At 56.3% G+C, this 12,365-nt stretch carries 11 protein-coding genes; 7 read left to right on the top strand and 4 right to left on the bottom strand.

The annotated features are described in order from the left end of the window. Positions 1 to 38 precede the first annotated feature (38 nt). Positions 39 to 563 (bottom strand): CBS domain-containing protein, encoded by a 525-nt coding sequence (locus Q1B21_RS14265; RefSeq protein WP_299080426.1) that lies wholly within the window; start codon positions 561 to 563, stop codon positions 39 to 41. Positions 564 to 685: 122 nt separating this feature from the next. On the opposite strand from Q1B21_RS14265, the gene Q1B21_RS14260 reads away from it, so the two are divergent. The 4 genes from Q1B21_RS14260 to Q1B21_RS14245 all read left to right on the top strand — a co-directional run bounded on the left by Q1B21_RS14260 (position 686) and on the right by Q1B21_RS14245 (position 3,959). Further along, positions 686 to 871, top strand: coding sequence for a hypothetical protein (locus Q1B21_RS14260; RefSeq protein WP_299080424.1), 186 nt, complete (start codon positions 686 to 688; stop codon positions 869 to 871). A 66-nt stretch (positions 872 to 937) separates the two neighbouring features. Next, the gene (locus Q1B21_RS14255; protein WP_299890317.1) at positions 938 to 1,963 is read left to right on the top strand and encodes an FAD:protein FMN transferase; all 1,026 of its coding nucleotides are present in this window, start codon (positions 938 to 940) and stop codon (positions 1,961 to 1,963) included. A gap of 15 nt (positions 1,964 to 1,978) precedes the next feature. Then, entirely contained in the window at positions 1,979 to 2,215 is a 237-nt protein-coding gene (gene nqrM / locus Q1B21_RS14250; protein WP_120631329.1) for a (Na+)-NQR maturation NqrM, read from the top strand. Positions 2,216 to 2,288: 73 nt separating this feature from the next. After that, positions 2,289 to 3,959: a sulfatase-like hydrolase/transferase gene (locus tag Q1B21_RS14245; protein WP_299890315.1), complete on the top strand. Its 1,671-nt coding sequence runs from the start codon at positions 2,289 to 2,291 to the stop codon at positions 3,957 to 3,959. Here Q1B21_RS14245 and Q1B21_RS14240 read toward each other — a convergent pair. Further along, positions 3,956 to 5,377, bottom strand: coding sequence for an aspartate aminotransferase family protein (locus tag Q1B21_RS14240; RefSeq protein WP_299890313.1), 1,422 nt, complete (start codon positions 5,375 to 5,377; stop codon positions 3,956 to 3,958). The two genes, Q1B21_RS14245 and Q1B21_RS14240, sit on opposite strands and share 4 nt — an antisense overlap. A gap of 3 nt (positions 5,378 to 5,380) precedes the next feature. Further along, the gene (locus tag Q1B21_RS14235) at positions 5,381 to 6,520 is read right to left on the bottom strand and encodes a DUF819 family protein (protein WP_299890311.1); all 1,140 of its coding nucleotides are present in this window, start codon (positions 6,518 to 6,520) and stop codon (positions 5,381 to 5,383) included. A gap of 230 nt (positions 6,521 to 6,750) precedes the next feature. On the opposite strand from Q1B21_RS14235, the gene gpmI reads away from it, so the two are divergent. Genes gpmI through Q1B21_RS14220 form a run of 3 tightly spaced genes read left to right on the top strand, consistent with a single transcriptional unit; the run spans position 6,751 to position 10,742 of the window. Next, positions 6,751 to 8,268 carry a 2,3-bisphosphoglycerate-independent phosphoglycerate mutase gene (gene gpmI, locus Q1B21_RS14230; protein ID WP_299890309.1) on the top strand — a complete coding sequence of 506 codons (1,518 nt, stop codon included), beginning with the start codon at positions 6,751 to 6,753 and terminating at the stop codon, positions 8,266 to 8,268. Beyond that, a complete protein-coding gene (locus Q1B21_RS14225) occupies positions 8,265 to 9,395 on the top strand; it encodes a peptidase M23 (RefSeq protein WP_299890307.1) in 1,131 nt (376 codons plus the stop codon). The genes gpmI and Q1B21_RS14225 overlap by 4 nt, the downstream gene beginning before the upstream one ends. Before the next feature lie 6 nt (positions 9,396 to 9,401). Further along, positions 9,402 to 10,742 carry a S41 family peptidase gene (locus Q1B21_RS14220; protein WP_298935126.1) on the top strand — a complete coding sequence of 447 codons (1,341 nt, stop codon included), beginning with the start codon at positions 9,402 to 9,404 and terminating at the stop codon, positions 10,740 to 10,742. Positions 10,743 to 10,796: 54 nt separating this feature from the next. Here Q1B21_RS14220 and Q1B21_RS14215 read toward each other — a convergent pair whose 3' ends face one another. Continuing rightward, positions 10,797 to 12,323: an MFS transporter gene (locus tag Q1B21_RS14215; RefSeq protein ID WP_299890304.1), complete on the bottom strand. Its 1,527-nt coding sequence runs from the start codon at positions 12,321 to 12,323 to the stop codon at positions 10,797 to 10,799. Between the last annotated feature and the right edge of the window lie 42 nt (positions 12,324 to 12,365).

The following is a 12,365-nucleotide window of genomic DNA, read 5'->3' as shown; positions in this document are numbered from 1 at the left end:
AGATTTAGGAGGCTGCGTACATAGCCGGAAGGTTGGCTTTAACCGACAATCATCTGCTTCATGCGAAGGGCTTCGTATTCCAGTTCCTTCAAACGGAAATGCACGACGTCGCCAATCGTGATGACACCGCACAGATTGCCATCGCGTAGAACCGGCATATGGCGAAAACGGCCTTCGGTCATAGTCTTCAGCACATCATTCAGCAGATCGTCTGGCGTGCAGGACCGAACGTCCTTTGTCATCAGGTCTTCCACGGATTGCGGCAAGGTTTGCCCCGGGGTGTCCGCCATGCGTCGCACGATGTCACGCTCTGACAGGATGCCTTGCAGGGTCCCGTTCTGATCGGTCACAACAACCGCGCCGATCCGTCTTTCCTTAAGGGTGTTGACCACCGAGTGAATTGTCTCATTGGGGCGCACGGAAAACACCGCATCCCCTTTGCCTTCCAGTAGCTTGGACACGGTTGTCTGGGTGTGCGACAGGTTGGAATCAGTGGATTGGCTGTAAGTGCCAGCACCCGCCTTGTCGCCTCGGGTCGGGGGCCGATAAGAGCTTGGGGCCATGGGCAATCTCCTCCTGTACGTGCAATGTCTTTCCCTTGTACCTTAGCGCAGCTAAATGACCTGTATAGGGTGGAATTACCCTGATCGGCGAAATCCGTTGCTAAAAAAGGAAACGTAAGTCTTTGACCGACCTGTATCTTACGCCCGCGCTGGCCGTGGTGATTTTCTTTGCGGTGGTGGTTTGCGGCCACAACTTCCGGATGGCGTGGAAACAGCAACCACCCGGGTGGCAAAAGCGGGCATGGCTGTTTGGAATACCGGCGGGGATTGGTTTACTGGTGCTTGGCTTCGTGCCGCTCAAGCTTTGATCGCGGTTTGACTCCGACGGGGGGCGCTGGCATACGCCGAGCACGGATTTTCCAGGAGACCGCCAAATGCGTCTGATGCCTGTACTGGCCCTTGTAACACTTGTGTCGGGTTGCCTGTTCGACAAGGAACCCGACGTGGTGCGCCTGTCCGGTGAAACCATGGGCACCACGTTCAATGTGACAGCAATCGGCGACGATCTGGACGAAACCGCGCTGGCCACTGCCGTCGAGGAGACGCTGGCAGAGGTTAATGCCAAGATGTCCAACTGGGACCCAAATTCCGAGGTTTCGACCTTTTCAGCCTCGGACAGCACGGACCCGATGCCAATCTCATTGGAATTTGCTCTGGTGATGGCTGCCGCCAATGACGTGCATCAGAAAACCGATGGCACTTTCGATGTAACGCTGGGGCCATTGATCGAGCTTTGGGGTTTTGGCCCCCGCACGCCGGAAGATCCGGTGCCATTGGATGCCGATATTCAGACCGCGCTAAGCGGTGTCGGTCAGGGCAAACTGCTGACGTTGGATCCAGAGGCGAAGACCCTGGCAAAATCCGACGCCAGCGTCGGGATCAATCTGTCTGCCATCGCAAAGGGTTATGGCATCGACGCAGTCGCCGAAGCGCTACGTGACGCTGGTATCGATGACTACCTTGTTGAGATTGGTGGTGATCTTGTTGCCAAGGGTCAGAATGATAAGGGTGAAGACTGGCGGATCGGCATTGAAAAGCCCGAGGCGGGAGCGCAGAGCCTACAACTGATTGTCTCTCTGGACGATCAAGGCATGGCAAGTTCGGGAGATTACAAGAATTTCTTCGAACAGGACGGTGTGCGCTATTCGCATATTCTCGACCCAAAAACCGGGCGCCCGATCACCCATCATACGACATCGGTCACCGTTTTGGCCGACAATGCGATGATGGCCGATGCCTGGGCTACGGCAATGCTTGCCCTGGGGCAGGAAAAAGGGCTGGAACTTGCCGAACAGCATAAACTTGCTGTGTATTTCATCTCGCGGGATGTGACAGGCGGCGAAGATGCCTATATCACAGTACACAGCACCGCGTTCAAAGACGCTTTGGGAACCAACTGACAGGTAGGAACCGAGATGAGCACCTTTATTCTGGCCTTTGTCCTGTTGATGATCATCATGGTCGGCATGTCATTGGGCGTCTTGTTGATGGGCAAAACCATCAAAGGCAGCTGCGGTGGATTGAACGCGATCTCGGGCGCTGACAAATGCGTCGTATGTCAAAAGGATGTCGACCCTGACAGCCCGCTGCGGGATCAGCTGCAATGCAAGCGCGCCAAGAAGATGCTGCAACAGATGGAACGGCAGGCCTGAGATCAGTTTGCGCTTCGTTCTGAGAGCGGAACTGGCTAAGTAAGTCCCTGACACTATTCAGGGGGACGCAGAATTGGCCGAAGCCAAAAACATCTTGTTCATCATGTTCGACCAGCTGCGCTGGGACTACCTGAGTTGTTACGGCCATCCTCATCTGCAGACCCCCAACATTGACCGCTTGGCGGCTAAAGGCGTTCGGTTCAATCGCGCTTACATCCAGTCGCCGATCTGCGGTAGCTCGCGCATGTCCACATATACCGGGCGCTATGTGCATTCACATGGCGCGTCATGGAATGGTATCCCGCTGAAAGTGGGCGAGATAACAATGGGCGATCACCTGCGTCAGGCCGGTATGGATTGCTGGCTGGTCGGCAAGACCCATATGCGCGCTGACGCCGAAGGCATGGCGCGGCTGGGCCTGGAACCGGACAGTCTGATCGGCGCGCGGGTTGCTGAATGTGGGTTTGATGTTTTCGAACGGGATGACGGTATGCTGCCTGAGGGGCCGGATGGCTACTACGACCCGGATGGTGCGAAGGAATACAACAAATTCCTCAAGTCCAAGGGGTATCAAAGCGACAACCCCTGGCACGACTTTGCAAATTCAGGATTGGATGCTGACGGGAATGTTCTGTCCGGGTGGTTTCTGAAAAATTCAGCCGAGCCCGCCAATATCGCCGAAGAAGACAGTGAAACGCCCTATCTGACCGGCCGTGGCATGGAGTTTATGGAAACTCACAAAGGCCCATGGTGTTGCCACCTGAGCTTTATCAAGCCCCATTGGCCTTATGTGGTGCCAGAGCCCTATGCCTCAATGTACGGGGCAGGGGATGTCCTGCCGGTGGTTCGATCTGAGGGTGAACGCCAGAACGCCCATCCGGTTCTCAAGGCTTTCATGGACACCAAAGTGGGGCAGGCTTTCTCTCGGCAGGACGTGCGCGATGCGGTGATCCCGGCCTATATGGGTCTGATCAAACAGGCCGATGACCAAATGGGCCGCTTGTTTGACTGGATGGAACAAACCGGTCGGATGGACGACACAATGATCGTGCTTACGTCGGACCATGGCGATTTTCTGGGTGATCACTGGATGGGGGAAAAGACCTTCTTCCATGACGCATCCACCAAGATGCCCCTGATCATCTACGACCCGTCGCCCGAGGCGGATGCGACACGCGGCTCGGTCAGCGATGCGCTGGTCGAATCCATCGATCTGGCGCCGACTTTCGTCGATGTCGCTGGGGGTGAGGTTGCGGGGCACATCCTGGAAGGGCACTCTTTGATACCCATCTTGCGAGGGCGGGCTACTGAGACCCCTCGGGATGTCGTGATCTGCGAATACGACTATTCGGCCTCGCCGGTTGCGGATTTGCTGAATGCCTCGATCCGGGATGCGGTGATGTTCATGGTCGCCAACAAGAAATGGAAGTTGATCCATTGTGAAGGCGGCCACCGTCCGATCCTGTTTGATCTGGAAAATGACCCCGATGAATTGAATGATCTGGGCGATAGCGCGGATCATGCCGAGGTGATTTCAGACATGTACGATCACCTATTTACCTGGACGCGCAGGGCGTCACAGCGCACCACTCGATCCGAGCAGCAACTGATCGAGATGCGGACGAAAAGCCGGGGCAGGGGCGTGATCGTTGGGATTTACGACGAAAACGACGCGCCGTTGGATCTGACAGTCAAATACCGCAACCGGACAGCGCACCCCTACAGAACCTACCTTAAGGATTAACTGCGCCGGGCCTTCCATTGCACGTAACGGGCCATGCCGCGTTCCAACAAGTTTGGGGATTTACTGTTGTCCAGTTGCAAGGAACCACCGCCGGCCCGGTACATCTCTGCAAATACGTCCAATACCTTGGATTTGACCATCCCGCGCAGCGGGACATGTGCCATCATGCCATAGGTCGCGGCACCACCGGTCGTTGCCAGCTCGGGATGTGCCCGAACAGTGGTGACGGCCTGTGCCAGATCTGTCAGATACTCGTCGGCGACGTGCAGGTGTTTTGCGGTCACCATACAGTGAATGCCGTCGGGGTTTTGCACCCTGTTGATGCTCCAACCGGCTTGTTCCAACTGATCCGCTACGGCGTAGATGTTCAGCTTTGGATCGGTCGAACCGTAGGCCAGCAAAGGGCCCTGAGGCTGGCCCAGAATGCAAAGCCCGTCGATCGCGGTAATGCCCGCCTTCAGATTTTCAACGGCCTTGGACGTGTCCTGCGCCAAGCGGCGGTATCCATCAACCCCAAGCTTTTGCATGACGGCCCATGCCGCCGCATAGGCGCCGCCGGGGCGTGTGCCCAGCAATGCCGGTGAGGCAAAAACGCCGCCGGGCCAGTCCTGACAGACAAACATCTGGTGCTTTAGTAACGCGAGGTTGCGGTACAGGATCGTCGAAGCCCCTTTGGCCGCATAGCCGTACTTGTGCAGATCAACTGAAATCGATGTGACACCCGTCACACGGAAATCCCAATCAGGCAGGTCAATGCCGTTGCGCTCCATGAATGGTAGGATCAGTCCCCCGACGCAGGCATCAACATGCAGCGGAATGCCCTTGGACTGCGCAATTGCGCCCATGTCGGTAATTGGATCGATTGTGCCATGCGGATACTCCGGAGCGGATCCAAGGATCATCACCGTACCCGCGTTGATCATGCGTTTTAGCTTTGAGATATCGGTCGCATAGTCTGACGTCATCGGCAGCAGCCGCGCTTTGACCCCGAAATACTCTGCCGCTTTGAACCAGGCGACATGTGCGGTTTTGGGCAGGATCATGTTGGGTCGGGTCACCTTGCGCTGCTTGCGCGCCATGTCGCGATACGTTTTCACTGCCATCAGGCAGCTTTCGGTGCCGCCTGCGGTGACAACGCCGCATGTGTCCGGGCCGCCATGCAGCAGACCGGCCATTGTCGAAATGATTTCGCTTTCCATTCGCTTCAGACTTTGGAAAGCAGCCGGGTTGAGGCCGTTGGCCGAGGAAAACGCACTGTAGGCTTTGGCCGTGAAGGCGTCATGGTCATCATCCAGATGGTAAACAAGGCTCCATGTGCGTCCGTCACGGTAATTCGGGTCGTTCTCGGCGAAGGATTTGAGTTGGTCTAAGACTTCATCTTCGGATCGGCCAGTTTCGGGCAGTGTCAGATGATCCATGTTCTATCCTTTCCCAGCCAGCAGCAGAGCCAGCGAAATGCCCAGATAGTTCCCTATGGCAAAGCCCAGAATGCCGGTCGCCATTCCGGACATCAAGATCGCAGGGTTGCGCAGGCTGCGCGATACCATCGGCACAAAAGCGGGTGACATGACCGCGGCCACTGATGTGATCAGGAATGTGTCGCGGTCGATGCCCGCCAGCCGCGCCAATACTGCATGCAGCGTGAAGCTGCCGAAGGTCGCGATCAGCACAAAGCCCAGCACTGACAGGTTCACGGTGCTCAAGGCGGCCAGATCCATCGAGGCGGCAACGCTGAACGAAAACACATACAGCAGATACATTCCGATATGCGGTGCAGCTGCGTTTTGGCGCAATGTAGGCGTCAGGGATCCTAGAATGCCAAATGAGGTCAACAGCACGATGATCATAATCTGAGGTTCAGCGAATGGCATCATCGGAGCGAGCGCCGATGACGCGCCAACACAAAGCGCGGCACCGGCGACAGCGATCAGACCCTGAGCGCCCCAATTTCGTTTTGCCGGCTTGGCAGTTTCTGACGCATCGGGTTCTCCTTCGCGCGACCCGTTAAAGGGCAACAGAAAACGGCCCATGACGACAGGTGCGAGTGTCAAAACAAACAGCAGATACCCGGCGCCAACAACCGTATCCATTGTGGCAAACAGCAGGTATCGGCCCTCGGGGATATCCAGTGCCAGTTTGATCGCCCCCATATTCGCCAGACCGCCGGTATACATGCCCACCGCCATACCAGACAGCTGTTCAGTTTCTTCCGTGCCGCCAGCACTGAAAAGGAGAAACAGGACCGTCGCAATCACACCCACAGAAACGATAGCCAACCCCATGGACAGCAATGCGGATCCGGCGATGCGTCCCCAAGCGCGCAAATCTACGGCGAATAGCAATAGAGGTAAGGCCAGTCCAAGGCTGGCCTCGATGATCGTGTCCCGGATCGGTGAAACGCTTTCGGGCTGAGATCCGGACAATCCCAACAGCAGCCCGGCGATGTAACACAGGACAATGGGTCCCAATCGCGCGGCGAAACCCGACCGATGTGCCAGCAACATCAACGCCGCCGGCGTTAACAAATAGATCAGCGCAAAGCCCACAGCATCTGATTGCATTAATTCGATCTCCCTTACGCCGAGACTAGGCAGCAGTTATGGGCTGGCACAAGCCGGTCTGACGTAAGGTTCACACGGTATCCGGGCAAAACCGCGGCATTCCTGTGAGGGCGTTGAGGACGTGTTCTTTGTGGTTTTGATTAAATCTGCATCAATCTCTGCAAAGACGGTTCACCCTCCGGCAGCCAGACGCTAGAAGATGACGCAAGAGCAGTTACCGGAGAATTTCAATGACCGCCCCAAAACCCGTTGTCCTGTGCATTCTTGATGGCTGGGGGTTGTCCGAAGAAACCGAGGCCAATGCGCCCCTCCTTGCCAACACACCGACCTTCGACGCGATCATGGACAAGTGCCCCAACGCAACACTGATCACCCATGGGCCGGATGTTGGCCTGCCTAGCGGCCAGATGGGAAACTCGGAAGTTGGGCATACAAACATTGGTGCGGGCCGGATTGTCGCCATGGATCTTGGGCAGATTGATCTGGCGATTGAAGATGGCTCGTTCTTTGAAAACACATCTCTGCAAGAGTTTATTGCCAAGGTCAAAGCCGCGGGCGGGACTGCGCATCTGATGGGGTTGATCTCGGACGGCGGGGTGCATGGGCATCTGAACCACATCATTGCAGCCGCCAAAGCGATTACCGACGCCGGTGTGCCGGTGGCGCTGCACGCGGTTACGGACGGGCGCGACGTGGCACCGAAATCGGCCTTCACCTATATAGCTGAGCTTGAAGACCGCCTGCCTGATGGCGCGCGCATTGTTACCGTTTGTGGCCGTTACTACGCATTGGACCGCGACAACCGGTGGGAGCGTGTCGCCGAGGCTTACAAGGCGATGATCGAAGGCGAGGGGTGCGTGGCCAGCTCCGCGCATTCTGCCGTGGATCAGGCCTATAACCGGTCCGAAACAGATGAATTTGTCACTTCAACGGTGCTGGACGGGTTTGAAGGCGCCCAAGATGGGGATGGATTTTTCTGTCTGAATTTCCGCGCGGATCGCGCGCGTGAGATTTTGCGTGCCATTGGTGAGCCGGGGTTCTCTGACTTCGACACAGGACCAAGGCCAAAGCTGTCGGCGCTTTTGGGGATGGTGGAGTATTCCGATGGTCACAACGCCTATATGGAAACGGTTTTCCCCAAGCGGGCGCTTGTGAACACCCTAGGCGAATGGGTATCCAATCAGGGTCTGCGTCAGTTCCGGTTGGCCGAGACCGAAAAGTACCCACACGTGACCTTCTTCCTCAATGGCGGCAAGGAAACCCCCGAAATCGGCGAAGATCGGTTCATGCCGAAATCGCCCAAAGTGGCAACGTATGATCTGCAACCCGAAATGTCTGCCGCCGAGGTCACTGCGAAATTCGTTGAGGCCATCGAAGAAGGCTATGATCTGATCGTCACCAACTATGCCAACCCTGATATGGTTGGACATACCGGCGACCTGCAAGCGGCGATGAAAGCCTGCGAGGCGGTTGACCAGGGGTTGGGTCAGGTCGTGTCCGCTTTGGAAAAAGCAGGTGGCGCTATGATTGTCACGGCTGATCATGGCAATTGCGAAATGATGGTCGACCCGGAAACAGGTGGCCCTCATACGGCGCATACACTCAACCCGGTCCCGGTAGCTCTGGTTGGTGGTCCCAAAGGCGCGAAACTGCGCTGCGGGCGTTTGTCGGATCTGGCTCCAACACTGCTGGAGTTGATGGGTCTGCCCAAACCGCCCGAGATGACCGGGAAGAGCCTGCTTTCATGAGGCTTGCCACAATCGTCATATGTCTGCTTGTTGCAGTGCAGGGGCATGCTCAGACCGGGCCATCACAAGCAGCGTTAGAGGCGGCGCAAATGCTGGAGCAGGCGTCGATATCTCTGACCCAAGCCGATAGCGCCCGTGACCGGGTGCGCGCCCTAACTGAGACGATACAAGCCTACGAAGCCGGGCTTGCTGCGATGCGGGATGGGTTGCGCAAGGCGGCAACCCGAGAGGCGCAATTGACAGCCGAGCTTCGCGCGCGGGAAAAGGATGTGGCGCAATTGCTGGGTGTGTTGCAAACGATCGAGACCACGGCACCGCCGGTGTTAATGTTGCATCCGTCCGGGCCATTGGGGGCCGCACGCACCGGTATGATGCTGTCTGAGGTCACTCCGGGGTTGAACGCAAAGGCCGAAGTTTTGGCAAAGGACCTGCAAGAGGTTCAGACATTACGCGCTCTGCAGCAGAACGCCTCTGAAACCCTGACAGAGGGTTTAAGCGGTGTGCAGGACGCCCGCACACGGTTGAGCGAGGCCATCGCTGATCGTACTGATCTGCCGCGTCGGTTTGTCGAAGATCCCGTTCGTACAGCCATTCTGATCTCGTCGACCGAGACATTGGACGGATTTGCAAGCGGGCTTTCTGAGATATCCGAGGGCGAAATCGCCCAGACCGATGCCAGCATCTCGGACAGAAAGGGTAATGTGCCACTGCCGGTTCAGGGTATCCTGCTGCACGGTGCAGGTGAAACCGACGCAGCCGGGGTAACGCGACCGGGCTTGGTGCTGGGCACGCGCCCGCGCGCTTTGGTCACTTCACCGACCGCCGCCACAATCCGCTATCGCGGACCCCTGTTGGATTTGGGGAATCTGGTGATCCTTGAACCTCAGCCTGGGCTTTTATTCGTGTTTTCGGGCTTGCAAGAGGTCTATGGCGCGCCGGGTCAGGTTATCCCCGAAGGCACTCCAGTGGGCTTAATGCCCGGTGAAATGCCTGAAATCGGCGCAATATTGTCAACAAGCAGTGATGGCACTGGAACTGACCGTTCAGAAACGCTCTATATAGAGGTAAGACAAGAAAACAGCCCCGTGGACCCGGAATCATGGTTTCGGACCGACAAGGATGGATAAACGAGTATGAAGAAATTTGTGATGGCCGGAGTGGCCGGAACCGTTGCAGGCATTATTGCAACCACTCAGATCGCAGGACCCCTGTTGGCGCAGGAAGCCGAGAACAAAGCCAGCGTCTATCAGCAACTGGACCTGTTCGGTGATATTTTTGAACGTATCCGCGCCCAATACGTGGAAGAGGTTGAGCCCGAGGAACTGATCGAAGCGGCCATTGATGGCATGCTGACATCTCTGGATCCACATTCCAGCTATCTGTCGCCGGATGATGCGGAACAGATGCGCGTGCAAACCCGTGGTGAGTTTGGCGGTCTGGGCATCGAGGTGACGCAGGAGGAAGGCTTTGTCAAAGTTGTCTCTCCGATTGATGATACACCAGCGGCCGCAGCCGGGATCGAAGCCGGTGATTTCATCACACATGTGGATGGGGAAAGCATTTTGGGTCTGACCCTGGACAAGGCGGTTGATTTGATGCGCGGTCCGGTCGGGTCCGAGATCGCCATCACCGTTGTGCGCGAAGGTGAGTCCGAACCGTTTGACGTCACGATCATTCGCGACACGATCAAACTGACTGCGGTTCGTGCCCGGACAGAGGGCACAAGTGTCATACTGCGCGTGACTACATTTAACGATCAGACCTACCCAAACCTGCAGGAAGGCCTTCAAGAGCAAATTACCGAAGCCGGTGGTATCGACAAGGTCAATGGGGTCGTACTGGATTTGCGTAACAATCCTGGCGGCTTGCTGACACAGGCTATCAAAGTGTCGGATGCGTTTCTGGACGAAGGTGAAATCGTGTCGACCCGAGGCCGTGACCCGGAAGAAGGCGAGCGATTCAACGCAACCATTGGTGACCTCGCCGAAGGGAAGCCAATCGTCGTTCTGATCAACGGCGGGTCAGCTTCTGCATCCGAGATTGTGGCAGGTGCGCTGCAGGATCATCGCCGCGCCATCGTTGTTGGCACGAAAAGCTTTGGTAAAGGGTCGGTCCAGACGGTCATGCCGCTTCGAGGTGATGGGGCGATGCGTTTGACCACCTCGCGATACTACACGCCATCGGGACGCTCGATCCAGGCCCTGGGCGTCAGCCCCGACATTATCGTTGAACAACCGCGTTCGGAACCTGAGGTGGAGGAGGAGGAAGACAATCCCTTTACCCGCTCAGAGGCCGATCTGCGCGGCAGTCTCAACAATGACAGCCTGAGCGAGGATGAAATCCGCCAGATCGAGGAAGATCGGGCCAAGGCCGAAGCTACGGCTGAGTTGCGCGAAGAGGATTATCAACTGGCCTACGCCATCGATATCCTCAAAGGGTTGTCCGCCTTCAATCCAAGCGGACCATCCCAGTAAGGTAAACGGGGCCGCGAATTTCGCGGCCCTTTTTGTTTGACGGAGTGCGCAGTGTCAGCTTTCGATTTTGTGCAGCTTTTTCTCGTCCAGCATCAAGGCAAGTAGGATTCCGATCGAAACGGAAACCGTCGAAAAGATGAACGCCGAGCTCATGCCACTGTCAAAGGCGGCTGCAAGTGCATTCTGAACTTTTTCGATCTCACCTTGGTCAAGTTTTTGCATGACAGCCTTGGCTGAGTCGGTGTTGAGAGTTCCTCCATTGATCGCCCTCTGATCAGCCTCTGACAGGTTGACGCCCAAAGAAGCCAGACGATCGCGTAGGCTGGATAGGGACACCATGTACATGATCGCCGTTGCACAAGCGACGGATACCGCCCCATAGACGAGATGGGTCATAAAGCTCAGCCCGCCCACCAGCCCGGCGCGTTCAGGTTTCACCGCACAGACCGCCGCCGTACCTGACGGACCAACCGTCAGCGTTGCGCCCAGCCCGATCATTGCCATTCCCGGCAAGATCCGGAAATAGCCCAACCCGCTGGGCAGCAAAACAATGCTCGCCGAACCGATCGTGGCAATCAGATAGCCCCAAAACAACAGACGCTTGGGACCGAAATCGTTGTAAAGCGTCCCGGATAAGACCGAGCCCACTGCAAGCAGAACTGTCAAAGGAGCCAATCCCAGCGCAGACTCAAATGCAGACCAACCCAACACCTTTTGCATGTATTGCGGGAAATACATCAAAGCGACGAAGGCGGCGGACACGTTGAACATGTTGAGGCCGAGGGTGATGCGAAACTCCCTGTTTTGCATCATTTGTGGCAAAAGCAGCGGTTCTTTCACCCGTTTTTCAACTTTTGGGAAGAGCAAGAACAGAAATGCGCTCACAAAAAACAGCAGCAATAGAGGTGCTGAAGTCCACCCCCAATCAGCGCCGACATCCAGTCCGTAAAGCAACAAGAGCACCGCAAACGACAAAAGGCCCATTCCGGCAAAATCGATATGCTCACCAGTCTTGTGCTCGGTTTCGCGTTCCATCAGTATTAGCGCCGTAGCCATCGAGATGCAGGAAAACACGACGTTGGCCAGGAAGAAATAACGCCACTCTCCGATGTTCACTACAAACCCACTGATCATTGGACCAAAGACGTTGCCGCTGGTGACGCCTGCCAGGATCAAACCCATCACTAGCGCCCGATGTTCGGGTTTGGACACTTTGGTTGCACCAAAAGCCAAGGTGCAGGGCCAGACGCAACCGGCGCCGATACCTTGCAACGCGCGCGCGCCAATCAGATAGTCCAGACTGGGCGCGAAAAAGCACATGACCGACGAAAACAGAAAGATCGTCAGACCGATGATCATTATCCTGCGATGCCCGTACATATCGCCAAGACGGCCTCCGGCGACCATGGTCATGGCAAAAAACAGCGCGTAGATATTCAGGACCCATTGGGTGCTGGTGATATCTGTGTCGAAACTGTTTTCAATGGCTGGAATCAGCATCAGGGCACCGGTAAAATCGATTCCGATACCAAAAGCCGTCACCATCAGAGCGATGACTTTAATAATGCTGCTGCGATCCATTGAGGCACCCAAATTGCTTCGAATGCCTCATTGATGCATGAA

It is taken from the genome of uncultured Ruegeria sp., assembly GCF_947504215.1.
Taxonomy (GTDB): Bacteria; Pseudomonadota; Alphaproteobacteria; order Rhodobacterales; family Rhodobacteraceae; genus Ruegeria.
The sequence above is the reverse complement of the archived record's forward strand: the minus strand, read 5'-3'. Positions and strand labels throughout refer to the sequence as shown.

Coding starts and splice junctions, on each gene's coding strand:
- Q1B21_RS14240 (WP_299890313.1), bottom strand. CDS start 5,377: ATGGATCATCTGACACTGCCCGAAACTGGCCGATCCGAAGATGAAGTC.
- Q1B21_RS14215 (WP_299890304.1), bottom strand. CDS start 12,323: ATGGATCGCAGCAGCATTATTAAAGTCATCGCTCTGATGGTGACGGCT.
- Q1B21_RS14235 (WP_299890311.1), bottom strand. CDS start 6,520: ATGCAATCAGATGCTGTGGGCTTTGCGCTGATCTATTTGTTAACGCCG.
- gpmI (WP_299890309.1), top strand. CDS start 6,751: ATGACCGCCCCAAAACCCGTTGTCCTGTGCATTCTTGATGGCTGGGGG.
- Q1B21_RS14220 (WP_298935126.1), top strand. CDS start 9,402: ATGAAGAAATTTGTGATGGCCGGAGTGGCCGGAACCGTTGCAGGCATT.
- Q1B21_RS14255 (WP_299890317.1), top strand. CDS start 938: ATGCGTCTGATGCCTGTACTGGCCCTTGTAACACTTGTGTCGGGTTGC.
- Q1B21_RS14225 (WP_299890307.1), top strand. CDS start 8,265: ATGAGGCTTGCCACAATCGTCATATGTCTGCTTGTTGCAGTGCAGGGG.
- nqrM (WP_120631329.1), top strand. CDS start 1,979: ATGAGCACCTTTATTCTGGCCTTTGTCCTGTTGATGATCATCATGGTC.
- Q1B21_RS14265 (WP_299080426.1), bottom strand. CDS start 563: ATGGCCCCAAGCTCTTATCGGCCCCCGACCCGAGGCGACAAGGCGGGT.